This is a genomic window from Neisseria sp. 83E34 (genome assembly GCF_001308015.1).
Lineage (GTDB): Bacteria > Pseudomonadota > Gammaproteobacteria > Burkholderiales > Neisseriaceae > Neisseria.
Genome location: NZ_LGYH01000001.1, coordinates 164,577 through 189,825 on the forward strand (window position 1 = coordinate 164,577; position 25,249 = coordinate 189,825).

The following is a 25,249-nucleotide window of genomic DNA, read 5'->3' on the forward strand; positions in this document are numbered from 1 at the left end:
AATACCTTTAGTTTTCAAATAGGAAAAAATATGTTTCACCACTCTTCAGAAGAAATGGGCCGTTTGTGCGCGCAGGTGCTGGATTTGGCCAAGCAGAAAGGGGCTACGGCGGCAGAGGCGGATTTGAGCGAATCGCTGGGGCAGAGCGTGCAGGTGCGTTTGCAGCAAATCGAACAGATTGAATATCAGCAAGATAAATCGCTCGACCTTACAGTGTATGTGGGGCAGCGCAAGGGCCGTGCCAGTACCGCTGATTTTTCTCCGGCTGCGCTGGCGGAAACCGTGCAGTCGGCCATTGATATTGCTAAATACACGGCAGAAGATGATTGTGCGGGTTTGGCTGATGCGGAATTGATGGCAAACCAGTTCGGCGATTTGGATAAATACCATGAGTGGGACTTGAGCAGTGAAGATGCGGTGGCACTGGCGATGCGTTGCGAAGCGGCGGCTTTAGATGCCGATAAGCGCATTCAGAATTCCGAAGGTGCGGGCGTGCAGACTTACCATTATCAGTTTGTGTACGGCAATACGCACAGCTTTTTGCAGCACCAGCAAGGCACGCGCCACAGTATTTCGTGCAGCGTGGTTGCTGCAGACGAGTCGGGTATGCAGCGTGATTATTGGTATGACACGGCGCGTTCGGCGGCGGGTTTGGCCGGTGTAGAATCAATCGGCAGCACAGCCGCAGAGCGCACCGTGCGCCGCTTGGGTGCAAAGAGTGTGCCGACCGGCAATTACCCCGTGTTGTTTGACACAACGATTGCCTCAAGCTTGATCGGGCATCTGGTCGGCGGCTTGAGCGGCGGTTCGCTTTACCGCCAAAGCAGCTTTTTAACTGACAGCCTGGGCAAACAGATTTTTTCCGATTTTATCAATTTGCGCGAAGAACCGCATATTCCGCAAGGATGGAGCAGCACTTATTTCGATGCCGACGGTGTGGCGACCAAGCCGCGTTTTGTGGTTGAGCAAGGTATGGTGCAAGGCTATTTTCTGAATAGTTACAGCGCGCGTAAGCTGGGTATGCAAACCACGGCTAATGCCGGCGGCGCACACAACTTGATTCTGGCGCCAACACATGCCGATCAGGCGGCGTTGTTAAAAGAAATGGGCACGGGGTTGCTGGTTACCGAGCTGATGGGGCAGGGCGTGAATATGCTGACCGGCGACTATTCGCGCGGTGCGGCAGGTTTTTGGGTGGAAAACGGCGTGATTGCTTATCCGGTGGAAGAAATCACCATCGCTTCGCGTTTGCAGGATATGTTTATGAATATTGTTGGCGTGGCCGACGATGCTTTGCGCCGCTCCAGCCATAAAGTGGGCTCGCTGCTGGTGGAAGAGATGACGGTAGCCGGGGCTTGAGTTTTGAATATGCTTGAAAAGCCGAATGCCTGTCTGAAAAGTGTTCAGACAGGCATTATTTAAGTAAGCGTAACGTGATATTCGGGCCTGCTCTAAGTATCTTGAGCTTGTGTAACATTGTTAAGATATTTGGGGCAAGCCCGGGTAAGGTGGGTATTCTATTTTTAGTTTTAGTATGGATTCAAATAGTGCATGTGAGCATACCAAACACATGTTAATTACCAGAAAAGAAATTTTCACACAGACTGCACTTGCTTATCTTCTAAATATTTAGCCCAATTATTATAGATTCTTTGGATGTAGTCTTCTTTACTTTGTAATAAGAGTTCGTCTATTTCATTATTATGTATAGACATATATCTGACAAATGATTCAATTTCCTCTGGATAATCAAATTCTGCATAAATTTTTTCTACTTCCTCTAAAGGATCATCGAAACTATCTTTAGATTCATATAATTTTTTTAAAATGATATATAGCCACTTTCCCTTATCATAATCGTCATAGTTAAAGTTTGGAGATAATTTTTCTAAGATGATACCTACTTTAAAAGCATTACATTTAGTTAAAAACGCTAATTCGTCAATAAGGTCATTTTCAGGAAAATTCTTTAAGTTGGCTTTAGCAAAATTTACTACATCATGCCATCCCAAGTATTGATTATGATATCCAAACTTAATGTCATCCCAAGACAACCCAATTAAGTCGTTAGTTAAATAGTCCATTATAAAATTACCTCTTAGGTTTTTTATGGGATGTCTGTCTGAACACTTTTCAGACAGACATCGTCAGCTTTTCAAGCACTTGCCATTCGGTTTGTGGAAAATGTGTGCGGATATAGGCTTGTAAAAAACGCTCGGTTTCGGCATTAATAGCCGGGTCATATTCGGGGTAGCGGTTGTAGATAATCCGGTGCAGAGGTAAGTTGCGCTGAGCAACGGCGTGTATGCTGAGCAAGGTGTGGTTGATGCTGCCCAGCTTGCCTGATGTAACCAGAACGATTGGATAGCGGTGTCGGGCGGCGTAGTCGAGGATTGTGGTATCGCGGGTCAGCGGCACCATCAGGCCGCCGGCTCCTTCAAGCAACACGGTGTCATAGTGCTGCAACAAGGTGGCGGTGGCTTGCCGGATACGGTTAGGGTTTATCACAGTGCTTTCACGTTCGGCGGCCATATGCGGCGAGCACGGGTAGGGGAACACATAGGGCGCAGTGGTGCCGTTTAAATCGTGTTCAGTGAGTGGGATGCCTTGCAATTTTCTGTGGGTGAGAATGTCTTGGGCGATGCCGGTGTTGCCTGTCTGAACCATTTTCTGCGTGATGACGGAAATGCCTTGTGCGGTAAGTTCTTTAGCATAGTGGGCGGTGGCGACGGTTTTGCCGACGTCGGTGTCGATGCCGCTGATGAGGAAAGTGCGTTGGGTCATGGTGTATTAAGCGGTTTTTGCGCCAGAATGTAAAGCGGTGTGTAGGTAAGCGGATAGCGGCCGTCGTCGGTTGCGTAACGGTCGCGGTATGCTTCGGTAAAATGCTGCATGCGGGATTTTGTCCACATTTGTTTTTGGGTGGCGGTTACGCCGGTGTGTTTCAAATGCTGTAACACGGCCAGAGGGCTGTCGAAGTGTAAAGTGAGGCTTTCCGATTCGATATCGCAAACGTGAAAACCGCAATCCTGCAGCAGTTGGCGCCATTCTTGTTCGGTTGGATAATCTAAGCCCGCTCCGGTAAGGGATTTGATTTGAAAAAGGTTTTCGGGCGTGAAAGTGCTGAAAGCCAATATACCGCCGGTGTTCAGACAGGCATTGAGTTTGTGCATCAAAGCAGCGGGATCGGCTAGCCATTGGAAAGTAGAGGCGGAAGTGATTAAATCGTATTGCGTGTTCAAAGCCAACGTTTCGATATCACCGCTTAAAAAACGATGGGCGCTCACCCATGCTTCGCACGCCGGACATATATCGTTGACATGCCATTCTTGAACGGTAAGGCTGTTTTGCAACAGGCGGGAATAAATGCCCGAACCGCAGCCGATTTCCAGTGCGCGCGCCACTTTGCCGCTAAACTGTTGTTTTAGCAAAGTAAGCAGTTTCCCGGCGATTTTTGCTTGCGCCGACGCATTTTGCCCATAAGAGGGCAGTGCGCGGGTAAAGCGGCGGGCAATATCTGTTTTGCAGGGCATGACAAAGAGTGTGCAAAAGCGGGAATTGTAGCAGATTTGTATCTGTTGTAAGCCCTGCGCTTGGCAGAATGGAGAAAGCCGGCTTTCAGACAGGCATTCCATCCTCGCTTTATGAGGATTTTCAGTTACAATCAATCCCATGAACACATCAAAAAAAAATCTATTCCTGATCGGCCTGATGGGTGCGGGTAAAACCACAATAGGCAGGCGGCTATCCCAAGAGCTGGGGCAGCCTTTCTATGATAGCGACCATGTCATCTGCGAAAAAACCGGCGTGTCGATCCCCACTATTTTCGAGCTGGAAGGAGAAGAAGGGTTTCGCACAAGGGAAGCATGCGTGATTAAAGAATTAACGGGCAAAAAAGGTATTATTCTGGCCACGGGCGGCGGTGCGGTGCTTCGCGATGAAAACCGGCGCTGCCTGCAAGAGCGCGGGTTGGTTATCTATCTGCATGCCAGCCCGGAAGTTTTGCTTAAGCGCACCCGCTGCGATAAAAACCGCCCGCTGTTGCAAGTGGATAATCCCCTGAAAAAGCTGCAAGAGCTTTACGAAACCCGTGATCCCGTTTATCGGACCGCGGCTGCCGCTGTTGTGGAAGCAGGAGAAGGCAGTTGCCGAAAAACCGTTGAAACCATATTGAAATTGATCCAAGAGTAATCTTCATGCAAACGCTCACAGTTAACACACCGTCACACAGCTATCCCATTTTTATCGGTAATCATTTGTTAAGCCAAAATCCGATAGAAATATTGCGACCTTATATCAAGCAAAAAGCCGCCATTATTACCAATGAAACCATTGCGCCATTGTATTTGAAAATGCTGCAAAAAGGCCTTGACGGCTTGGGTACGGATCATTTTTCCATCATTTTGCCGGATGGTGAAGAGCATAAAAACTGGCAAACCCTCAATCTGATTTTTGATGGTTTGCTTCAAAATAGAGCCGAGCGGCAAACCACATTGATCGCTTTAGGTGGCGGGGTGATCGGCGATATGGTGGGTTTTGCCGCAGCCGTGTACCAACGCGGCGCACCTTTTATTCAAGTGCCCACCACTTTGCTGAGCCAGGTGGATTCTTCAGTGGGCGGAAAAACGGCGGTTAATCACCCGCTGGGTAAAAACATGATTGGCGCGTTTTACCAGCCGCAAGCCGTATTGGCTGATTTATCTACCTTAACCACATTGCCGCCGCGCGAATTTTCGGCAGGCATGGCCGAAGTGATTAAATATGCTTTGTTGGGCGACGCTGATTTTCTCGTTTGGCTGGAAAACAATATCGACGATTTGATGCAGCAAAAAGAAGAGGCATTGAGTTATGCCGTTTACCATTGCTGCAAAATGAAAGCCCAAATCGTGGCAGCCGACGAAAAAGAACAAGGCATACGCGCATGGCTTAACCTCGGCCACACATTCGGCCACGCCATTGAAGCGGAAATGGGTTATGGCGTATGGCTGCATGGTGAAGCCGTTGCAGCAGGCACTGTGTTGGCGTGCCGTTTATCGCAGGAGTTGGGCAAATTGACCGAAGCCGACACGCAGCGTGTTATCCGTTTGCTTGCAAAGGCCGGGCTGCCTACCGAAGCACCGAAATTTAGTTTCGAGCGCTGGATCGAACATATGCAGCACGATAAAAAAGTCAGCGGCGGAACCATGCGTTTTATCAGTTTGAACCGATTGGGCGAAGCTTGCATTACGCCAATAAGCGATATGGAAATTTTGTGTCGGGTGTTGGGTGGCTGACAGCCTGTTTTAATGGAGTAAATCCGACACTTAGGCAAACCGGCAAGCAGGAAAAATGAAACTGATACAACAAACACTTGCATTAAAACGCCAAACTATCCTAAAATTAGCGGTTTCCCATATATTCTATTTTTCTCCAAGGAATTTTTAAACATGGTAGTTATCCGTTTAGCCCGTGGCGGCTCTAAAAAACGCCCTTTTTACAGCATTATCGTAGCAGACAGCCGCAGCCGTCGTGACGGCCGTTTTATTGAGCGCGTAGGTTTCTATAACCCGGTTGCCAATGAAAAACAAGAGCGCGTTCGTTTGAATGCTGAGCGTTTGAACCACTGGGTAAGCCAAGGCGCGCAAGTGAGCGAAGCGGTTGCCAAACTGGTTAAAGAACAAAAAGCTGCCGCTTAAGTTTCGATAAAGCAAATACACCATGAACGACTCTCGGCAATGGGTAGCCATGGGCTACATCAAAGGTGCGTTCGGTATTAAAGGCTGGGTAAAAGTAGCTGCCAATACCGAATATCCCGACAGCCTGTTGGATTATGCCGAGTGGCGCTTGGTCAAAGACGGTCAAATCAATAACGTTGCCGTGGAAAGCGGAAAGCTTGCCGGCGGCGAGCTTCAAGTGAAATTTGAAGGTATTGACGACCGTGACATTGCGCATGCGCTGCGCGGCTATACGATTGAAATTCCTCGCGAAGAATTTGCTCCGGTTGAAGAAGATGAATACTACTGGGCCGATTTGGTGGGAATGGAAGTATTTAACCGTGAAGGTGTTTCATTGGGGAAAGTTGAAAACCTGATGGAAACAGGCGCGCATGATGTTTTGATGGTTAACGGCAATTACGGCAAGAAGTTGATTCCGTTTGTATCGCACTATATAGACCGCGTTGATTCTGAAACGCAATCCATCACGGTAGATTGGGGCTTGGATTATTAATGAAAATCCAAGCAATTACCCTATTTCCCGAGATGTTTGAGAGCATTACCAAATATGGCGTTACTTCCCGCGCCCTGAAACAGGGGGTGTGGCAATTTGATAGCATTAATCCGCGCCAATTTGCCGATAACAAACTGGGCTATATTGATGACCGCCCGTTTGGCGGCGGGCCGGGAATGATCATGATGGCACCACCATTGCAGGCTGCTATTGATGCGGCAAAGGAAAACCTGGCTGGTAATCAGTCTGTGGTGGTCTATTTAAGCCCGCAAGGTATGCCGCTAACGCATAAAAAAGTGCAAGAATTTGCTCAGATGAGCGATTTGATTTTGTTATGCGGCCGTTATGAAGGTGTGGATGAGCGTGTGTTATCAACAAGCGTCGATCAAGAAATCAGCATAGGTGATTTTGTGGTGTCAGGCGGTGAATTGCCGGCCATGATGTTGATGGATGCTGTGTTGCGCCTGATTCCGGGTGTGTTGGGTGACAGCCAGTCGGCAGAGCAGGATTCTTTTGCCAACGGCCTGTTAGATTGCCCGCACTATACACGCCCTTTAGAATTTCGAGGTATGGGTATTCCTGAAGTATTACGCTCGGGAAACCATGGTTTGATAGCGAAGTGGCGGTTAAAACAATCGCTGCAACGCACTTTACTGCGCCGACCGGACCTGCTGGAAAAGCGCAATTTAATCCCAGAGGAAATCCGACTCTTACAGGAAATTAAAGAAGAGCAACGGACAATCCAATCATAATTAAGGAAATGAAATGAACCTGATTGAACAATTAGAGCAAGAAGAAATTGCTCGTTTAAACAAAGATATCCCTGAATTTGCTCCGGGTGATACCGTAGTGGTATGGGCGCGTGTGGTAGAGGGTAACCGTACCCGTCTGCAAGCTTATGAGGGTGTGGTGATTTCCCGTCGCAACCGTGGCTTAAACAGTAACTTCATCGTGCGTAAAATTTCCAGCGGTGAAGGCGTTGAGCGTACTTTCCCACTTTATTCTCCGCGTCTTGAGAAAATCGAAGTTAAACGTCGTGGTGATGTACGCCGTGCTAAACTGTACTATCTGCGTGGCTTGACCGGTAAAGCGGCCCGTATTAAAGAAAAATTGCCTGCTCGTAAAGGCTAAAATCAAATATTGTCTTAGGATAAATATAAATAAAACCTCTTAAGCGAAACTGGCTTTATCAAGCCGGGGGCTTGAGAGGTTTTTGTTTTGAGTTGGGTGTTTTGAGATTATGTTTATATAATTAAACCACTTACATAGTAACAGTTCCTTCATGCTGGATGGGGCAAGCCTAGGTATAACCGGATTATAGTAATGCCTGTCTGAAAAAGAAGTTTTCAGACAGGCATTACGTTATGCTATAGCCCGCTAGGAATTTGACTGTACAGTGTGTAGGACATTGTTAATGAAGCTGGTGAGTCAGCTTGAAAGTCTTGTAGACCTGTTTTTCAGACAGGCTTTGTGTGTGGCTACGATGATGACTCAACGATAAAACATTGCTGATATCTAATGGCTTCAGTTATTATCAAGCTACTTCGGTATCGAATAAGGATCAAATATGAATAATATTAAAGTGGCAGCCATTCAAATGGTTTCTTCGACACATCCGGATGAAAACCTTGAAACTATGAAGAATTTAGTGCGCAATGCCGCTAAGTTGCAGGCGGATTGGGTGTTATTGCCGGAGTATTGGCCGCTGATGGGTAAGCAGGATGCTGATAAGTTAGCGGTGGCGGAGCCTTTGGGTTGCGGGCCGTTTCAGCAGGCTTTGAGTGAGTTGGCGCATGAGTGTGGCGTGGTTTTATTTGGTGGTACGGTGCCTTTGAAGAGCCGTGAGTTGGATAAAGTTTTGAATACTATGTTAGTGTTTGATGCCGATGGTGAACGTTTGAGTTGTTATGACAAAATGCATTTGTTCGGTTATTCCGGATTGGGCGAGCGTTATGCCGAAGCCGATACGATTTTAGCCGGGCAGTCGGTGCCGAGTTTGCGGGTTGACGGCTGGGGTGTGGCTCAGGGGGTGTGTTATGACGTTCGTTTTCCTGAGTTTTTCCGGGCACAATTACCTTTTGATGTATTGATGCTGCCTGCCGCTTTTACTTATACAACCGGTTTGGCGCATTGGGAATTGTTGCTGCGCGCACGCGCCGTGGAAAACCAGTGTTATGTTGTGGCGGCTGCCCAAGGCGGTTTGCATGAGAATGGCAGGAAAACGTTTGGCCATACGATGATTGTTGACCCATGGGGCGAGGTGTTAAATGTTTTGGGCGAAGGTGAGGGCATTGTTACGGCAGAGTTGGATGTGGCACGATTGAAGAGTGTCCGAGCACGCTTGCCGGCTTTATCGCACAAGATGCTTTAAGGTGTTATTAATCAAATGCCTGTCTGAAATGAAATGTTTCAGACAGGCATTTGATTTATGGGTGGGATAATGTGATCGGTATATTCATAGGTGCTTGATGGCGGGCGTAATAAAGGGGGAATGTAATGTGGTTTTTTTCTTTGTTCCATTGTAGCTGCCGAGATGGGCTGCTGTGTCGTGCCAGGATGGAGATTAGCGCGGCCTTTCTTTGATGCTCGGGTAATCGGTACAAATCCAGGCTTGCCTGAAAAGCGTGCAATAACATTTGAGTGTCTTGCAGGCGGTTTTGGTGGCTGGAAAAATCGATAACGGTTGAAGCAAAGAAACGACAACCGAGTACATTGCTTTTGCACGCCCAGCTATGATGATCAATTGTTTCAAGTGGTAAGAATGGGCCGGCATCTTGTTTCAAGGCCTGTAAAGCAGATGCGCGGCAGTAGGGCGCATAAGACATGGCAAGGATGGCCTCATTGTGCTCGGTGTCAAATACGGGTAGCGTCATGGCCTGAAGAGCCAATGGCCAAAAGGGTTCGTTATCTTCAAGCAATAGAGACCATGAATGTTCCGGATTGGCAATAAGCTCGACACGCATGCGGAGAGAAGAACTTGTTCCCATTTGCCGGTTGAGGTTGAGGGGTGAGCGGGATTCTTTTTTTATGGAGGCGCAAATGCCGTGTTCATTTTTTGTGAACGGCATCAAAGCTTGCATACATGTTTCGGGCAGGCGCGTGGCCCATTCGGGCTTTTCTGAGAGCATTTGGGCGATCAGGCGGGCATTACTGGAGACTAAAACATCGCCCATCATGGTATAGATGAGTTCTTGTTGCTCTTTGATTAAGGTTTTGCCTGATTTAATTTGGCGGCAGGCTCGTTGCAGGGCTTGTTCGTGTTGCTTGTTTGCCCAATCGACGGCAGCGGCTGTGGGGCGTAGGAAAGTAAGTTTAGCTGGGGCAAGCGTGTTTTGAATGGGGATAAATCATCACTTAGCGGATGGTTGAAATAGAATGTTTCATAATCTGCAAGAGCATCAATATTACGAATGATGTCGCGGTATTGATAAACAGCTTGCCGGTATTCAGGAAGCTTAGCCCTGATTTCAGACAGGCATTTGGCTGCATCGTGATCGCATCGCATTTCTTCATTTTGGGGCAGGGGTAATGCCAAAGCCTGTAGTTCTTGTGGTATTTCAACGTCGGTATTGTGCAAAGCATCTTGATACTTTTCCATCAGGCCGGTGCGTTCGGCTTCGGAATGGGTTCGGTAGGGCAGCATCCATAATTCGTGATAACCGTTACTCAAATGGCCGGCAGGATGTTGTGTATTTTCTGAAGATATAAGCTGCAAGTCGGCTTGTGCGGATTGGATATCGCGGTGTTTGAGATAGGCTGGCAGCAGGTAGAAAACGCAGGCGATAAGGGAAATAATTGTGAGGATAATAAGAATGTGGATACGTTTCATAATGTGTGAGTAGATGTAAATATAGTTTCCTTTCCGGATTTTATCTGGAAATACTTGGCGTGCACGGAGAACGGATAAAGTGTGTGGTTTTATGTCGCCGCGGATACACCAATGCCTGTCTGAACATTTTCAGACAGGCATTGGTTTGGGTTTCACATTGAATAAAAACGCATTTTTTAGTACAATCGCGCATCTTTTTTACTTGGGCGCTGATCTAATTTGCTGCCCGCCCAGCTGTGAAACCTAATCATTCTGCAGCGTTGCCCGGCGCTATCATAGCGTTTGTAGCCGTGCACTGTGTATCATGATTAGGTTTCTTCGCTATATATTGTTTGAGAATAGAAAAATGTCGAATATTCCTTCAGAAGTGCGCCGCCGACGCACCTTTGCCATTATTTCCCACCCTGATGCGGGTAAAACCACGCTGACCGAGAAGCTGTTGCTGTTTTCGGGTGCAATTCAAAGCGCCGGTACGGTGAAGGGCAAGAAAACCGGTAAATTTGCTACTTCGGATTGGATGGAAATCGAGAAGCAGCGCGGTATTTCTGTAGCATCGTCCGTGATGCAGTTTGAATATAAAGATCATATAGTGAACCTGCTCGACACTCCGGGCCACCAAGATTTTTCTGAAGACACTTATCGTGTACTGACTGCCGTCGACAGCGCTTTGATGGTGATTGACGCGGCAAAAGGTGTGGAAGCGCAAACCATTAAGCTTTTGAATGTTTGCCGCCTGCGCAACACGCCGATTGTAACTTTCATGAATAAATACGACCGTGAAGTGCGCGATTCGCTTGAGCTGCTGGATGAGGTGGAAAGCATTTTAAAAATCCGGTGTGCGCCCGTAACTTGGCCGATCGGCATGGGTAAAAACTTCAAAGGTGTTTACCATATTCTGAATGACGAAGTATATTTGTTTGATGCAGGCGGCGAAAAATTGCCGCATGAATTTGAAGTGATTCAAGGGATTGATAATCCGCGCTTGGATGAGCTGTTTCCTTTGGAAATGGATAACCTGCGCGCCGAAATCGAATTGGTTCAGGCTGCCTCGAATGAATTTGATTTGGAAGAATTTTTAGCCGGTGAGCTGACACCGGTATTTTTCGGGTCAGCCATCAATAATTTCGGCATTCAGGAAATTTTGAATTCGCTGATCGATTGGGCGCCCGCACCGAAAGGCCGCGATGCAACTGTGCGCGTTGTTGAGCCTGCCGAAGAAAACTTTTCCGGTTTTGTGTTTAAAATTCAGGCTAATATGGATCCGAAGCATCGCGACCGCATTGCTTTTTTACGCGTGTGTTCCGGCAAATTTGAGCGCGGTATGAAAATGAAACATCTGCGTATCAACCGGGATATTGCCGCTTCCAGTGTGGTGACATTTATGTCGCATGACCGAGAATTGGTAGAAGAAGCCTATGCGGGCGATATTATCGGGATTCCTAATCACGGCAATATTCAAATCGGAGATAGCTTTTCCGAAGGCGAGCAGCTGACGTTTACCGGCATTCCTTTTTTCGCGCCGGAGCTGTTTCGCAGTGTGCGTATTAAAAACCCGCTGAAAATCAAACAACTGCAAAAAGGCTTGCAGCAGCTTGGCGAAGAGGGTGCGGTGCAGGTGTTTAAACCGCATTCCGGCGGTGATTTGATTCTGGGCGCGGTTGGCGTGTTGCAGTTTGAAGTGGTCACTTCGCGCCTGGCTGCCGAATATGGTGTGGAAGCGGTGTTTGATAATGTCGGTATTTGGTCGGCGCGCTGGGTTTCTTGTGAAGACAAGAAAAAGCTGGCGGAGTTTGAAAAAGCAAATGCTGTTAATTTATCGATTGATGCCGGCGGTAATTTAACCTACCTCGCACCTAATCGTGTGAATTTGAATTTAACACAGGAGCGTTGGCCGGATATTGTGTTCCATGAAACCCGCGAACACGCAGTTAATTTAAACGAGTAAAAGCGAATAATATCGAATGCCTGTCTGAAGTCCATTCAGACAGGCATTTTGCTTATTAAAAAAGCTTTTGAAAGGTGTTTGTCAAGTTATGATAAGTTAAAGCAATTAAGAGTGTTGTGAAAAAGTTGAAAGGATTAAATAATCGGATGTTATTTTGGATAAGCGTTAATTTAAATGTTAAATAGATAATTTTGTTATAAATCATGGCGATATGGTTTCGGGTATATATAATAAGGCACGTTGTTTGATTTATTACAAAGAAAATGTGAAAAAAAAGATTGGAAAATACCGATTGTCTGATTAGAATGCCATTTATCTTTGATTCCGTTATGTTTAAGCACGGGTAAATATTTTCAGGCTACTTTATAATTATGCAAACCATTTCTATCGACTTCCAACCGCAGCGCAGCTTTCTTGGACACCCGAGAAGAGCTGCTGTTGCTCATATGGGGGAAATGGTTGCCGAATTGAATAAAAATGCCTTGTTCGCGGGGCAACGTATATTAATTAGAAGCCAACCTGATTTTCCTTTGAGTCATGTTGAAGAACAGCGTAAATCACCTTTTGCCAGTGCAGGTTTCGTAGATGTGATCAATGCGATGGAAGGCAGTGAGCTGTTACAGGGCATGCCGTCTGAAAGCCGCTATCATAAGATTTTCTCGGTTAATTGCGCGAATGATGCCCATCAAAGCCTTTGTTTTCATGATAAAGAAGAGTTGAAAAGCACCGGTTTGATTGAATGGTTGCTGGATCAAGAGGCTTCCACGCTGATTATCGGCGGCACAGCAACAGACCGCAGCTTAAAAGAAACCGTGAAGCAGCTGCGCTTTTTTGGCAACTGGGACATTGTTGTAAATTTGGCCGCTTGTCGCGGGTTTGATGCGGAAGATACATTGTGTGCCATCAATGAAATGCGTAGGATGGGCGTACGCACCATCACCAACTCTATGGAATTGCTCAGTAAGCTGATGCCTGAGGGATCAAAATCGGAGGAGTTCGCTAAAATCAATCATGCGTTGAAATTTGCCAAAATCTGATTGCTTATCTATAGTGATTTGAAGATGCCTGTCTGAAAAGTTTAAATGATTCAGACAGGCATATTTATTATGATGATGTTTTTGGAAAAGTGTGCCGCCAGCTTTCTTCGTTATAGATATAGTTCTATAATAACCAAGTCAGCGGCCGCATTATCGAAATTTATTAATAAAAAATTTCTTTTGTTGCTGATTTAAATTAAAAAATTAATAATAAACATTAGATTATAATCATTTTATTATAAATTTAATATTTTAAGGAACACACTATGTCTGAGCAAACTAACCAGCAGCCGGACAAGCCGAAGCCAACTTCATCCAAACAAGCCGGAAAAGAGCCCAAAGAGCAAGTGATCAATCTCTATCAGGGCAGTAAGCGCATCCATCCTAAATTAGCGAAAGGCCGTTTCGCTAATTGGCGCGTGGTTGCGATTTTTGCAACGCAGTTTGTGTTTTATGTTTTGCCCTGGCTTAACTTCAATGGCCGGCAAGCCGTATTATTTGATATTCCCGACAGACATTTTTATATTTTCGGTTTGTCTTTGGGAACCGGCGATTTAATTTATCTTTCAGGTCTTTTGATTGTTTCGGCATTCGGTCTGTTTTGGTGGACAACTATTGCCGGGCGGTTATGGTGCGGCTATGCTTGCCCGCAAACGGTTTATACCGAAGTCATGTTATGGATAGACCATTTGGTTGAGGGTGACCGCAATAAACGTTTGAAGCTGGAAAAATCGCCTTGGAATTTCACAAAAATCCGTATTAAAGCCACCAAATACCTGCTGATTTTCGCTGTATGTGCATGGACAGGTATTTCGTTTGCAGGTTGGTTTACACCGATACGCGAATTTGTGCCTAATATTTTTAACGGTACGGCTAACGCTGCGCCGATGATTGCGGCTGCATTTTACGGCTTCATGACTTGGCTTATGGCGCACATGATGCGCGAGCAGGTATGTAAATATATGTGCCCGTATGCGCGTTTCCAGAGCGCCATGTTCGACCCGGATACTTTGATTATTTCTTATGATGAAGAGCGTGGTGAACCGCGTGGCGCGCGTAAGAAAAATTTGAGCAAAGAAGAAAGCGGTTTGGGCGATTGCATCAATTGCACCATGTGTGTGCAGGTTTGCCCGGTTGGCATTGATATTCGGGATGGCTTGCAGTATGAATGTATCGGGTGCGCGGCGTGTATTGATGCGTGCGACGAGATTATGGATAAAATGAATTATCCGCGCGGCCTAATCCGATATACCACAGAAGCCGCACTCAAGCACCAATATCCTGAAGCGCAAATTAAAAAGCGCCTGCTCAGACCTCGAGTGGTGGGGTATGGTTTGTTTTTATTGGCGGCAGTGTCGGCATTGCTATTCGGTCTGTCTACACGTGACAGCCTAAAAGTCGACATCATTAAAGACCGGGGTGTGATGGTTCGTGAAAACAAACAGGGCCGTTTGGAAAATGCGTATAATCTGAGGGTTGTGAATTACAGCGAAGAAGAGCAGATAATTACGGCAACGGTAAAAGGCTTTGACGATATCGTTTTGACCGGTTTGCCGGAAGCAGGTTTGCGCGTGCCGCCAAGTGAAACGCTGACTGTGCCGGTGCAGGTTGCCACTTACCCGGAATATGCCGATAAAGGTACGCACCCGATTGAATTCACTTTCAAATATAGAAAAGCGGCAGAAACACCTGAAGCAGCCGCTGAATTGGTAGAAAAATCCTCATTTGTCGGAGAGTAAACGTGAATGAACCGAAGCAATCCAAGGTTTGGTATAAAGAACCATGGCCTTGGATTCTGATGGCAGGCCCCGCCATTGTAGTGGTGGCTGCGATTGCCACTTTCTTTATCGCCAAAACCAATAATTCGGATTTGGTGATTGATGATTATTACAAAGACGGTAAATATATTAATCTGCAAATCGAACGTGATCAGGAAGCGCAGAAGCGCAATATTCAGGCTCAAGTGTTGATCAGCCCTTCGAATGATGCGGCTAAAGTATTTATCAGTGGTGATTTTAATCCGAAAGAACCGATTAATATTCTGTTTATGCATCCGGCACGGCAAGCAGACGATCAAACGGTTAAGCTTCAGGCTGGCTCCGGAGGATTATCCGGTGATAAGCACGAATATAATGCTGTATTTAAGCCGCTTCCGCCAGCTAAGCATTGGTATGTGCGCGTTGAGGATGTTGGAGGTAAATGGCGTGTGGAAAATAAATGGCAGGTAAATCAAGGCAATGCTTTAACGCTTTCACCTATGGAAAAGCTGCCGGAGGCAGGCGGTTGAAAATGTTAGCGTGCCACCATAAAGTTTCGCTATGCTATTCAAGTTGTTAACAGAGATGCCTGTCTGAAAAACTTTTCAGACAGGCATTTTTGAATAAGATGAAGATTATGTAAAAAAGCCATTAAAGCCAAATTTGGCGCACGCAGCAAAAGCCTTACCTTTAAGCAGCCTCCCGTGTTAACATTACGGTAACATCAAATTACATTCCGTTGGAAAAATACAATATTAGGATTGAAAGTACCATGGACGATTTAATCAAAGAAGCAGCACTTCATTTCCACGAATACCCGTTTCCGGGCAAAATTCAAGTAACGCCGACCAAGCCTTTGGCTACCCAGTATGATCTTTCTTTGGCTTATTCGCCGGGTGTGGCTGCGCCTTGTATGGAAATTTATAATGATCCGCTCGCCTCATATAAATACACGGCACGAGGCAATTTGGTTGCGGTTATTTCCAATGGTACGGCCGTTTTGGGCTTGGGTAATATCGGCGCACTGGCCGGCAAACCCGTGATGGAAGGTAAGGGCGTATTGTTTAAGAAGTTTGGCGGTATTGACGTTTTTGATATTGAGGTAAACGAAACAGACCCTGATAAATTGGTTGAAATTATCGCTTCTTTAGAGCCGACGTTTGGCGGCATCAATTTGGAAGACATTAAAGCACCCGAGTGTTTTTATATCGAGAAAAAATTGCGCGAGCGCTGCAATATCCCCGTATTCCACGATGATCAGCACGGCACGGCCATCATCACTGCGGCAGCGGTAATTAACGGCTTGCGCGTGGTGGGCAAAGATATTGCCGATGTGAGCTTGGTGTGTTCCGGTGCCGGTGCCGCTGCGATTGCCTGCTTGGATTTGCTGGTTGCGCTGGGTATGAAAACTGAAAACATCACAGTTTGCGATTCAAAAGGTGTTATTTACCAAACCCGCGAAGACCGTGAACGCATGGATGAATCCAAAATCCGTTATGCCATCGCAGACAATGGGCAACGCGTGTTGCCTGATGCGGTTTCAGGTAAAGATATTTTCTTAGGTCTTTCCGGGCCTAATCTCTTAAGTGTTGACATGCTTAAGACTATGAATGACAAGCCTATCGTACTGGCTTTGGCAAATCCGCAACCTGAAATCTGGCCGCCTGAGGCTAAAGCTGCCCGTCCTGATGTGGTGATTGGCACAGGCCGTTCGGATTTCCCGAACCAAGTAAACAATGTTTTGTGTTTTCCGTTCATTTTCCGTGGTGCATTGGATGTGGGCGCGACCACCATCAATGAAGAGATGAAGCTAGCATGTGTACGTGCGATCGCCGATTTAGCGATGGCTGAATCGAGCGCGGAAGTGGCCGGTGCGTATGAAGATGCGGATCTGACTTTCGGTCCGGAATATCTGATTCCCAAGCCGTTTGACCCGCGCCTAATTGCTAAAATTGCACCGGCAGTGGCTCAAGCAGCGATGGATTCCGGTGTGGCAACCCGCCCGATTACCGATATGGATGGCTACGTTGAGAAACTGAACCAGTTTGTTTATAAAACCAGCTTATTTATGCGCCCGATATTTAATCAAGCGCGTAAACAGATTAAGCGTATTGTGCTGACTGAAGGTGAGGATGAGCGTATTTTACATGCTGCACAGCAAGTGGTTTCACAGAAACTGGCGTTCCCGATTTTGGTAGGGCAGCGGAAAATCATTGAAGAGCGTTTGCAGTCTCAAGGCTTAACTATCCAACCGGGTCGTGATTTTGAATTGATTGATATTGATGATAATCCGCACTTTGAAGCAAGCTGGAAAGAATATTACCGCTTGCGTCAGCGCAAGGGTGTTACCGAAGAAATGGCACGCCGCCGTGTTCGCGCTAACAGCACTTTGATCGGCGCATTGATGGTGCGACTAGGCTATGCTGATGGTATGTTATGCGGCACCATGGGGCGTTTTTACGATCATTTTGCTATTTTTGAGGAAGTGATTGGTTACAATAATCCTGAAAAACATGCATTTGCCATGAATGCGCTGATTTCAAATAAAGGCAACTTCTTTATTGCAGACACTTACATCAATGAAGATCCGGATGCCGAACAATTGGCCAAGGGTACTTTGATGTGTGCCAAAGAAATGAAGCGTTTCGGTATCAAGCCGAAAGTGGCGCTGGTGTCTAATTCGAACTATGGTTCGCGCCATGATAAAGATGCCGTGAAAATGCAAGGCGCGCTTGAAATGATACGCGAGCTGGATCCTGAATTGGAAATCGATGGCGAAATGCAGGCAGATGTGGCAATGGATGAAGAAATGCGTAAATCCATTTATCCGGAAACCACGCTGACGGGTTCCGCCAATCTGCTGGTAATGCCTAACGTTGAAGCTGCTAATATCAGCTATAACCTGTTGCGCGTGAATGCAACCAACGGCATTACAGTCGGCCCGATTTTGATGGGTATGAACAAACCCGTGCATATTGTTACGCCGATATCTACCGTGCGCCGCATTGTCAATATGATTGCATTAACCGCCGTAGATGCACAGCGTCAATAAGCTTGATTGAGCATGAATGCCTGTCTGAAAAAATATTCAGACAGGCATTGTCGTTTTGTTATTGCAGACTTTCGGCAGGCGCGCTTATCCTTTAAAATAGCAGCGTTTTATTTCAGGAGCCGGCCGTGGAATGTCCGATATGCAATGCGCAAGACGAAGATGTTTTGTTGCAAACCGATAAATTACGTGTGATTGCTGTGCATAATGAAGCCGATGCGCCGGCTTTCTGCCGCATTATCTGGCAGCAGCATATTGCAGAGATGACCGATCTGTCGGCAGCAGAGCGTAATGAATTAATGGATATGGTGTATCGCGTGGAAAGCGCGATGCGCGAGGTGTTTAGGCCTGCCAAAATCAATTTGGCCAGTTTGGGCAACGTGGTTCCGCATTTGCATTGGCATGTGATTGCCCGTTTTACCAACGACGCACATTTTCCCGCACCTATCTGGGCAGCACCCAAACGCACGTCAGCCGTTGTGTTGCCAAAAGATTGGCCGCAACAGATCAAAGCATTAATCAATTAAACTAAACGAAAAGGAAACAATATGGATTGGCAAACTTCACGCCGTAATTTGTTGCGCGTAGGAGCGGCAGTGGCCGGTGCCGGTGTGTTGCAAGCCTGTACGGGCGGGGCACAGAAAAAGCCGACTGTAAAATCTACCGGAAAAGCTGTGCCTGTTCAGCCGAAGCCGACCATTAAACGTTCAGGAAAAAATGTGTTAAGAGTTGTTGCACCTTCTGGTTTTGCGGAAGATAGAAACCGTATCGAAATCGGTTTGACCCGTCTTTACAATGCCGGGTTCACTGTAACTAACCAAGAAGCTGCTTATCGCCGTTATCAGCGTTTTGCCGGTGCAGATGCTCAGCGGATTGCTGACTTTCAGGATGTTGCCTCCGGCCGTGTGCCCGCGCCGAAAGTGTTAATGGGGCTGCGTGGCGGTTATGGTGCGGCACGATTACTGCCTCATATCGATTTTGCTTCGCTTGGCGCAAGAATGCGGGAGCGTCAAACACTGTTTTTGGGTTTTAGCGACGTGTGCGCTATCCAACTTGCGCTTTTGGCTAAAGGCAATATGATGAGCTTTGCCGGGCCTATGGTGTATAGCGAATTTGGCAAAACCATGCCCAGCCCTTACACAATGGATTCGTTTATTAACGGTACCACCAATGCGCAAAATACCATTACCGTGTCATCTATTCAGCGAAAAGGTGTGAGTGTGGAAGGCACGCTTTGGGGGGGGAACCTAAGCGTATTGGCATCTTTAGTGGGGTCGCCTTATATGCCTGATATCCAAGGCGGTATTCTGTTTTTGGAAGATGTGGGCGAGCAGCCCTACCGTATTGAGCGTATGCTGCAAACCTTGCTTTTGGCAGGCATATTGCAAAAGCAGCAAGCCATTATTTTGGGCGATTTCCGCATGGGTACCATCCGTGATATTTATGACAGCAGCTATGATTTCACTAATGTAATCAACATTATTAGCCGAGTAGCTAAAGTCCCCGTGTTAACTGGTTTCCCGTTTGGCCATATTACCAATAAATCTACTTTCCCATTGGGCGGACATGCGAAAGTGAAACCGAGTTCGGACGGCGGCTATTCTGTGACGTTCAGTGGTTACCCGGTTTTAGACAAAACCACTTTGGCTTTGGATACGCTGATTCCGCCTCCGGTATCGCTTGAAGACCCGTTGAGTGGATACAATCAGATTATCGAAGAAAAAGGTGATTTGGAATAATGTGGCACCGATATTGCCGCCCGTAAATCATAGTTAACCTGTTTTGTAGAATTGAGCAGAATGCCTGTCTGAAGCATAAAAAACGTTTCAGACAGGCATTTTTTGTTGATCGGTTTTAAATATTTTATGCGGTGCTTGCAGCACTGTTTGTGAAGGCGTATCTTCTTATATATTAATTTCGCTATAAACACAATTTAATAATTTATGTTATAGTTGCTTTTTAACTTTATTGCTAAATCTAAATATTGATTTTATATGTTATGAAGTTTCGTTAATGCCACTATAGCCAAGTCAATAACAACTGGTAAATATATTGATGGATACACAAGTTATGCTGCGCCAAATCATACGTTCCGATATTCAAGCAATGACTGCCTATGCCGTGGCAGACGTGCCTTCAAACTGCATCAAGCTTGATGCAATGGAGATGCCCTACCGTTATCCGGACGAACTGAAAACACAATTAGGAAAACTTCTGGCAGAAGCGCCGGAGAATCTTTATCCCAATCCGGCTACCAGCGGGCTTCAAGAGGCATTGCGTCAGACTTTTGGCATATATGATGCTGCGGATATTGCTCTGGGTAACGGTTCCGATGAGTTAATCCAATTACTTACCATGCTGGTTGCCAAGCCTGGCGCTAAGGTTTTGGCTTTGGAGCCGAGCTTTGTTATGTATCGACACAATGCCCGCCTGTTTGGCTTGGAATATGTCGGGGTTCCGCTGAATCAAGATTTCACCATGAATCTACCGGCAGTGTTAGCCGCGATTGAAAAACACCAACCTGCTTTGATATTTGTGGCTTATCCTAATAATCCCACGGGGGTTTGTTTTGCGCGGGATGAAGTGCAGATGATTATTGATGCGGCACCGGGAATCGTGGTGGTAGATGAAGCTTATGGGGCGTTCAGCCGAGATAGTTTCTTGCCGCAAGCCGGCAGTTGTGAACATCTAGTGGTTATGCGAACACTGAGTAAAATCGGCTTTGCCGGCTTACGGATCGGCTATGCTGCCGGCCATCCGACGGTAATGCAGGAGCTGGCAAAGATTGTGCCGCCTTATAATATGAACCAACTAAGTCTTGCGGCTGCTAAATTTGCTTTGCAAAATCAAAACTGGATTACACAGCATATTGATATTTTGAAGCAGGAACGAAGCCGTTTAAGTGAAGCACTCTTAGCATTAGGGATTGAAGTTTTTCCTAGTGAAGCTAATTTTATTACGGTAAAAGTGAATGATGCCGAAAAAGTATTTGAAACTTTATGGCAGAATAACATTCTTATAAAAAAACTACATGGAACGCATCCGTTGTTGGCACAATGTCTGCGCATTACCGTAGGCACACCTGAACAGAATGATGCCGTTTTAAATATTTTAAAAAATATTACAACATCAATCTTGAAACCAAATTAATAAGTAAGCGAACTTTTTATGAAAACCAAAAAAGAAATCCGTAATGAAAATTTCAACCGCTTAATTGAAGAAGCAGGTTCCATTTCCGAGCTGGCACGACGTTGCGGCTATGAGAATCCCGCTTCGCTCTACCAGCTTAGGGTGCGTTTGAATAAACAGGAGGAGGGCAGCCGCGGCATCACCAATACACTGTCCGCTAAGCTGGAATCCGGTATGGGTAAGCCGCGTGGTTGGATGGACATTCCCCAAGAGGGTGCAGCGAGTAGTTCGGGTGCGGTATCGGGCAGTAGTGTTAGCGCCATTGATATGAGCAATGCCTCAGGCCGTGTCGTAACGGTAACGCGCAATACCAATGAAACCCAGATTACCATTTCACTTAATCTGGATGGCACCGGTCGAAGCCGTTTCGATACAGGTGTGCCGTTTTTGGAGCACATGCTTGACCAAATTGCCCGCCACAGCTTGATTGACTTAGACATTACCTGCAAAGGTGATCTGCATATCGACGACCACCATACAGTGGAAGATATCGGTATTACGCTCGGCCAGGCTCTAAAGCAGGCTTTGGGTGACAAAGCAGGCATTCGACGTTATGGCCATGCCTATGTGCCGTTAGATGAGGCATTGAGCCGCGTGGTGATTGATCTTTCCGGCCGTCCGGGTTTAGTGTATAACCTTAATTTCACTCGAGCATGGATCGGTAAATTCGACGTTGATTTATTCAGCGAGTTTTTCCACGGTTTAGTGAATCACAGTATGATGACACTGCACATTGATAATCTGAGCGGTTACAATGCCCACCATCAAGCTGAAACCGTATTTAAAGCGTTTGGTCGTGCATTGCGTATGGCGGTAGAACATGACCCGAGAATGGCTGGCCAAATGCCGTCAACCAAGGGTACTTTAACTGCATAAGGCCGTAATGGCTGGGATAGTTAGTCGCTTTCACGTCGCACTTTCAGACAGGCATATGCCTGTCTGAAAGCATTTTAAAGTCTTCAAAATAATATATGTAAGGTTTGTGTTCAATGAAAATAGCAATAGTTGATTACGGCATGGGTAATCTGCATTCGGTTTTAAAATCTGTTCAAGCGGCAGACAAGTTGGCCAACACCGGCGCGCAAATTGTACTGACTGACAAACCGGAAGATGTGTTTGCTGCTGATAAGATTATTTTCCCGGGCCAGGGCGCCATGCCCGATTGTATGGCTGCTTTGGAACAAAGTGGTTTGGGCGAAGCCGTGGCTGATGGTTTGAAAAATAAACCTTTTTTCGGTATTTGCGTGGGCGCGCAGCTCTTGTTTGATCACAGCGAAGAAGGGCCTACAGCCGGTTTAGGTTGGTTTAAAGGCGAAGTGAAGCGTTTTCCGGCCGATAACACGGATGTAGAAGGTAATAAACTGAAAGTGCCGCATATGGGGTGGAACAGCGTGCACCAAGTGCGCTCCCACCCTTTGTTTAAAGATATTCCCGATGAAACGCGTTTTTATTTTGTACACAGTTATTACTTCGCACCCCAGGAAGAGAGCATAATATTATGTACCAGTGAATATCCTGAACCATTTGCGTGTATTGTCGGACGCGACAATGTGTTTGCCACCCAGTTTCACACTGAAAAAAGCCATGACGCCGGATTACTGTTGTTGCGTAATTTTTTACACTGGAACGGATAAATTGTGTTAAAATCACTAAATTATATTTCAGACAGGCATTTCTTAATAATGAAATGCCTGTCTGAAACGATAATGTTTACCGCGTTTCGTTTGAGTTAGGTCAGCTAATCATATTTTGATTGCGATAAATATTTTATTTGAATAACGGATTTTGCCATGTTACTGATTCCTGCCATTGATTTGAAAAACGGCCAATGCGTGCGCTTGAAACAAGGCTTGATGGATGAAGCAACCGTATTTTCGGACAAACCTGCCGAGATGGGGCGGCATTGGGTAGAACAGGGCGCGCGCCGTTTGCATTTGGTGGACTTGGACGGCGCATTTGCCGGAGAACCGAAGAATTTTGAGGCTATCAGGGAGATTTTGGCGGTAACTTCGCGTGATGTGCCGGTTCAACTTGGCGGCGGCATTCGAGATTTAGGTACCGTCGAAAAATATCTGGGCTTAGGTTTGAGCTACGTCATAATCGGTACAGCAGCAGTAAAAAATCCCGATTTTGTGCGTGAGGCATGCAAAGAGTTTGCCGGGCACATTATTGTTGGTTTGGATGCAAAAGACGGCATGGTTGCCATTGATGGCTGGGCCACGGTAACCGACCACCATGTGATTGATTTAAGCAAACGATTTGAAGATGATGGTGTAAACAGCATTATTTATACAGATATCGGTCGCGACGGGATGATGAGCGGAGTTAATGTAGAGGCAACCGTTAAACTTGCCGAAGCTGTTGATATTCCTGTGATTGCTTCCGGTGGTTTAACGAATTTAGAAGACATTAAAGCATTGTGTGCAGTTCAGGAAAGCGGCATTGAAGGTGCCATCACAGGCCGGGCAATTTATGAGGGCAGTATTGATTTTGCCGAAGCCCAAAAATTGGCTGATGAATTATCAAAGTAAGCAAGCATTTTACATTTATCTGAATTAATTTAGTTTTATTGATCAGCAATCTCGCAGCCGGATAACGGGTTGAAATTAAATATATTAAACGAGATTGCATACATATTCGCAGGGAATAGAAAAAATGTTGGAAGTATTTGTTTTAGGTTTTTGGCTGATATGGTCGTCTGAGCGCGACATCTCAGCACTGATGGAAGGCTTGGCATTTGTCGGGCTTACTGTTTTGATTCGCAGCATCATGGTATTTTCTCCGCCTGAAATCAACCAATTATTTTTTATTACAATGGGCATTGAATGGGCGTTTGTATCTTTGGTAATGTGGGCGGTAAACCGTTATTCGACCACTTTCATTACCACTTTGCTATTTGCGCTAATCGGCTCGGCATCTTATTATTGGTTATCGCAGCATTCGCTCGAAATTGCCGAAAAAATCATTGCATAATTAAACAGGCTGCTTGGCAAATAAAGCAGCCTGTCGTTATTTTGAGAGTAGTAAGGGAATCGTTATGGCATTGGCAAAACGTATTATTCCATGTCTGGATGTAGAAAACGGTCGCGTTGTGAAAGGTGTCAACTTTATCGGATTACGTGATGCGGGCAATCCGGTTGACGTAGCCAAACGTTACAATGACGAAGGTGCGGATGAATTGACATTTCTCGACATTACGGCATCTTCCGATAATCGCGACACTATTTTGCATGTGATTGAAGAAGTCGCCTCGCAAGTGTTTATTCCGCTAACAGTTGGAGGCGGTGTACGTTCTGTAGCGGATGTGCGCCGATTGTTAAATGCCGGCGCAGATAAGGCCAGCATTAATACTGCTGCCGTTACTAATCCTGATTTGATTAATGAAGCCAGCGGTTTTTTTGGCTCACAGGCAATTGTGGTAGCGATTGATGCCAAAGCCGTCAATCCCGAAAACACACGTTGGGAAGTATTTACCCACGGTGGGCGCAAAGCCACGGGTATCGATGCTGTAGAGTGGGCAAAAAACATGCAGGCGCGTGGTGCCGGTGAGATTCTTTTGACTAGCATGGATAGAGATGGCACTAAGATAGGTTTTAACCTGCCGCTCACACGAGCGATTAGTGAAGCAGTGGATATTCCTGTGATTGCATCGGGTGGTGTAGGTAATGTACAGCACTTAATAGATGGTGTGAAAGAAGGTAAGGCTGATGCTGTGTTAGCGGCTAGTATTTTTCACTTTGGCGAAGTAAGTATTCGTGAAGCTAAGCTGGCGATGCAGGCTGCAGGAATAGAGGTACGGCTTTAAACTCAATATCCGTTGAGCCTATTTTTAAGTTGACTCACTACGGTCAATCAACTTGATTTTTATTGCAGTATCACTGTCTCTCTCTGTATTACAGCAAATGAACTTTTGAACTTTATTTTGGATGCAAGGCAGCAAGCTGTAGACAGCACAGGTATAGTAAACAAATTTATTTTGCTATACCTGTGCTGTTTTGTATGAGAGGCTAGTTTCATGGCTATATAAAAAAAGCGTACTCATTTTGAGTACGCTTAAAATTTGGAGAGAGTGTACAAATAAAGAATTAAAGCAAATATAGCAAGCTTGTTTCTCGGGCTCCTCGGGTTTAGGAGGAATATCGATTAATAGCTTAGAAAGGAATTAACTATCTGTTGTTAAAGAAATAGTTAGAAGGCATCTTGTATGTTAAATATCTGAAACTACAGATTGATGCC

The 25,249-nt window shown here is 46.0% G+C and carries 26 protein-coding genes; 21 read left to right on the plus strand and 5 right to left on the minus strand.

Features of this window, described 5'->3' with window-relative positions:
* Nucleotides 1–30 precede the first annotated feature (30 nt).
* The gene (gene pmbA, locus AKG09_RS00785) at nucleotides 31–1,359 is read left to right on the plus strand and encodes a metalloprotease PmbA (protein ID WP_054617605.1); all 1,329 of its coding nucleotides are present in this window, start codon (nucleotides 31–33) and stop codon (nucleotides 1,357–1,359) included.
* A 236-nt stretch (nucleotides 1,360–1,595) separates the two neighbouring features.
* On the opposite strand, the gene AKG09_RS00790 is transcribed toward pmbA, so the two are convergent.
* From AKG09_RS00790 to bioC, 3 genes are read right to left on the minus strand one after another with little or no spacing between them, the layout of a single operon-like run.
* A complete protein-coding gene (locus AKG09_RS00790) occupies nucleotides 1,596–2,084 on the minus strand; it encodes a DUF2247 family protein (RefSeq protein ID WP_054617606.1) in 489 nt (162 codons plus the stop codon).
* 49 nt (nucleotides 2,085–2,133) lie between these two features.
* Nucleotides 2,134–2,784 carry a dethiobiotin synthase gene (gene bioD / locus AKG09_RS00795; protein WP_054617607.1) on the minus strand — a complete coding sequence of 217 codons (651 nt, stop codon included), beginning with the start codon at nucleotides 2,782–2,784 and terminating at the stop codon, nucleotides 2,134–2,136.
* A complete protein-coding gene (bioC, locus tag AKG09_RS00800; protein ID WP_054617608.1) occupies nucleotides 2,781–3,674 on the minus strand; it encodes a malonyl-ACP O-methyltransferase BioC in 894 nt (297 codons plus the stop codon). Before bioC ends, bioD begins: the two co-directional genes overlap by 4 nt.
* Here bioC and AKG09_RS00805 point away from each other — a divergent pair.
* From AKG09_RS00805 to AKG09_RS00835, 7 genes are all read left to right on the plus strand, one after another.
* Complete coding sequence (locus AKG09_RS00805) at nucleotides 3,673–4,191, plus strand: shikimate kinase (protein ID WP_054617609.1); 519 nt, start codon at nucleotides 3,673–3,675, stop codon at nucleotides 4,189–4,191. The genes bioC and AKG09_RS00805 overlap by 2 nt on opposite strands.
* 5 nt (nucleotides 4,192–4,196) lie before the next feature.
* Nucleotides 4,197–5,273, plus strand: a complete 1,077-nt coding sequence (aroB, locus tag AKG09_RS00810) for a 3-dehydroquinate synthase (protein ID WP_054617610.1) — start codon at nucleotides 4,197–4,199, stop codon at nucleotides 5,271–5,273.
* A gap of 153 nt (nucleotides 5,274–5,426) precedes the next feature.
* Nucleotides 5,427–5,675: a 30S ribosomal protein S16 gene (gene rpsP / locus AKG09_RS00815; protein WP_009115964.1), complete on the plus strand. Its 249-nt coding sequence runs from the start codon at nucleotides 5,427–5,429 to the stop codon at nucleotides 5,673–5,675.
* 22 nt (nucleotides 5,676–5,697) lie between these two features.
* A complete protein-coding gene (gene rimM / locus AKG09_RS00820) occupies nucleotides 5,698–6,207 on the plus strand; it encodes a ribosome maturation factor RimM (RefSeq protein WP_054617611.1) in 510 nt (169 codons plus the stop codon).
* Nucleotides 6,207–6,959 (plus strand): tRNA (guanosine(37)-N1)-methyltransferase TrmD, encoded by a 753-nt coding sequence (gene trmD / locus AKG09_RS00825; protein ID WP_054617612.1) that lies wholly within the window; start codon nucleotides 6,207–6,209, stop codon nucleotides 6,957–6,959. Before rimM ends, trmD begins: the two co-directional genes overlap by 1 nt.
* 13 nt (nucleotides 6,960–6,972) lie before the next feature.
* A complete protein-coding gene (gene rplS / locus AKG09_RS00830; protein ID WP_009115967.1) occupies nucleotides 6,973–7,338 on the plus strand; it encodes a 50S ribosomal protein L19 in 366 nt (121 codons plus the stop codon).
* 436 nt (nucleotides 7,339–7,774) lie between these two features.
* Nucleotides 7,775–8,578, plus strand: coding sequence for a carbon-nitrogen hydrolase family protein (locus AKG09_RS00835; protein ID WP_054617613.1), 804 nt, complete (start codon nucleotides 7,775–7,777; stop codon nucleotides 8,576–8,578).
* 55 nt (nucleotides 8,579–8,633) lie between these two features.
* On the opposite strand, the gene AKG09_RS00840 is transcribed toward AKG09_RS00835, so the two are convergent.
* On the minus strand, nucleotides 8,634–9,383 hold the full coding sequence (locus AKG09_RS00840; RefSeq protein ID WP_156320762.1) for a hypothetical protein: 750 nt from the start codon (nucleotides 9,381–9,383) through the stop codon (nucleotides 8,634–8,636).
* A 29-nt stretch (nucleotides 9,384–9,412) separates the two neighbouring features.
* Entirely contained in the window at nucleotides 9,413–10,036 is a 624-nt protein-coding gene (locus AKG09_RS00845) for a hypothetical protein (RefSeq protein ID WP_054617615.1), read from the minus strand.
* A 346-nt stretch (nucleotides 10,037–10,382) separates the two neighbouring features.
* On the opposite strand from AKG09_RS00845, the gene AKG09_RS00850 reads away from it, so the two are divergent.
* From AKG09_RS00850 to hisF, 13 genes are all read left to right on the plus strand, one after another.
* The gene (locus AKG09_RS00850; RefSeq protein ID WP_054617616.1) at nucleotides 10,383–11,981 is read left to right on the plus strand and encodes a peptide chain release factor 3; all 1,599 of its coding nucleotides are present in this window, start codon (nucleotides 10,383–10,385) and stop codon (nucleotides 11,979–11,981) included.
* Between the two features lie 371 nt (nucleotides 11,982–12,352).
* Complete coding sequence (locus AKG09_RS00855) at nucleotides 12,353–13,018, plus strand: isochorismatase family protein (protein ID WP_054617617.1); 666 nt, start codon at nucleotides 12,353–12,355, stop codon at nucleotides 13,016–13,018.
* Between the two features lie 266 nt (nucleotides 13,019–13,284).
* On the plus strand, nucleotides 13,285–14,757 hold the full coding sequence (ccoG, locus tag AKG09_RS00860) for a cytochrome c oxidase accessory protein CcoG (RefSeq protein ID WP_054617618.1): 1,473 nt from the start codon (nucleotides 13,285–13,287) through the stop codon (nucleotides 14,755–14,757).
* A 2-nt stretch (nucleotides 14,758–14,759) separates the two neighbouring features.
* A complete protein-coding gene (locus AKG09_RS00865) occupies nucleotides 14,760–15,305 on the plus strand; it encodes a FixH family protein (protein ID WP_082391713.1) in 546 nt (181 codons plus the stop codon).
* A gap of 242 nt (nucleotides 15,306–15,547) precedes the next feature.
* Nucleotides 15,548–17,827 carry an NADP-dependent malic enzyme gene (locus AKG09_RS00870; RefSeq protein WP_054617619.1) on the plus strand — a complete coding sequence of 760 codons (2,280 nt, stop codon included), beginning with the start codon at nucleotides 15,548–15,550 and terminating at the stop codon, nucleotides 17,825–17,827.
* A gap of 125 nt (nucleotides 17,828–17,952) precedes the next feature.
* Nucleotides 17,953–18,351 carry an HIT family protein gene (locus tag AKG09_RS00875; protein WP_054617620.1) on the plus strand — a complete coding sequence of 133 codons (399 nt, stop codon included), beginning with the start codon at nucleotides 17,953–17,955 and terminating at the stop codon, nucleotides 18,349–18,351.
* Nucleotides 18,352–18,372: 21 nt separating this feature from the next.
* Nucleotides 18,373–19,563 carry an LD-carboxypeptidase gene (locus tag AKG09_RS00880; RefSeq protein WP_054617621.1) on the plus strand — a complete coding sequence of 397 codons (1,191 nt, stop codon included), beginning with the start codon at nucleotides 18,373–18,375 and terminating at the stop codon, nucleotides 19,561–19,563.
* 316 nt (nucleotides 19,564–19,879) lie between these two features.
* Nucleotides 19,880–20,974, plus strand: a complete 1,095-nt coding sequence (hisC, locus tag AKG09_RS00885) for a histidinol-phosphate transaminase (RefSeq protein WP_082391714.1) — start codon at nucleotides 19,880–19,882, stop codon at nucleotides 20,972–20,974.
* Between the two features lie 18 nt (nucleotides 20,975–20,992).
* On the plus strand, nucleotides 20,993–21,889 hold the full coding sequence (gene hisB, locus AKG09_RS00890) for an imidazoleglycerol-phosphate dehydratase HisB (protein WP_054617623.1): 897 nt from the start codon (nucleotides 20,993–20,995) through the stop codon (nucleotides 21,887–21,889).
* Nucleotides 21,890–22,002: 113 nt separating this feature from the next.
* Nucleotides 22,003–22,647, plus strand: a complete 645-nt coding sequence (hisH, locus tag AKG09_RS00895) for an imidazole glycerol phosphate synthase subunit HisH (protein ID WP_054617624.1) — start codon at nucleotides 22,003–22,005, stop codon at nucleotides 22,645–22,647.
* Nucleotides 22,648–22,803: 156 nt separating this feature from the next.
* Complete coding sequence (hisA, locus tag AKG09_RS00900; RefSeq protein WP_054617625.1) at nucleotides 22,804–23,544, plus strand: 1-(5-phosphoribosyl)-5-[(5-phosphoribosylamino)methylideneamino]imidazole-4-carboxamide isomerase; 741 nt, start codon at nucleotides 22,804–22,806, stop codon at nucleotides 23,542–23,544.
* Between the two features lie 124 nt (nucleotides 23,545–23,668).
* Nucleotides 23,669–23,986: a hypothetical protein gene (locus tag AKG09_RS00905; protein WP_054617626.1), complete on the plus strand. Its 318-nt coding sequence runs from the start codon at nucleotides 23,669–23,671 to the stop codon at nucleotides 23,984–23,986.
* Nucleotides 23,987–24,050: 64 nt separating this feature from the next.
* Nucleotides 24,051–24,818 carry an imidazole glycerol phosphate synthase subunit HisF gene (gene hisF, locus AKG09_RS00910; protein WP_054617627.1) on the plus strand — a complete coding sequence of 256 codons (768 nt, stop codon included), beginning with the start codon at nucleotides 24,051–24,053 and terminating at the stop codon, nucleotides 24,816–24,818.
* The last annotated feature ends 431 nt before the right edge of the window (nucleotides 24,819–25,249 follow it).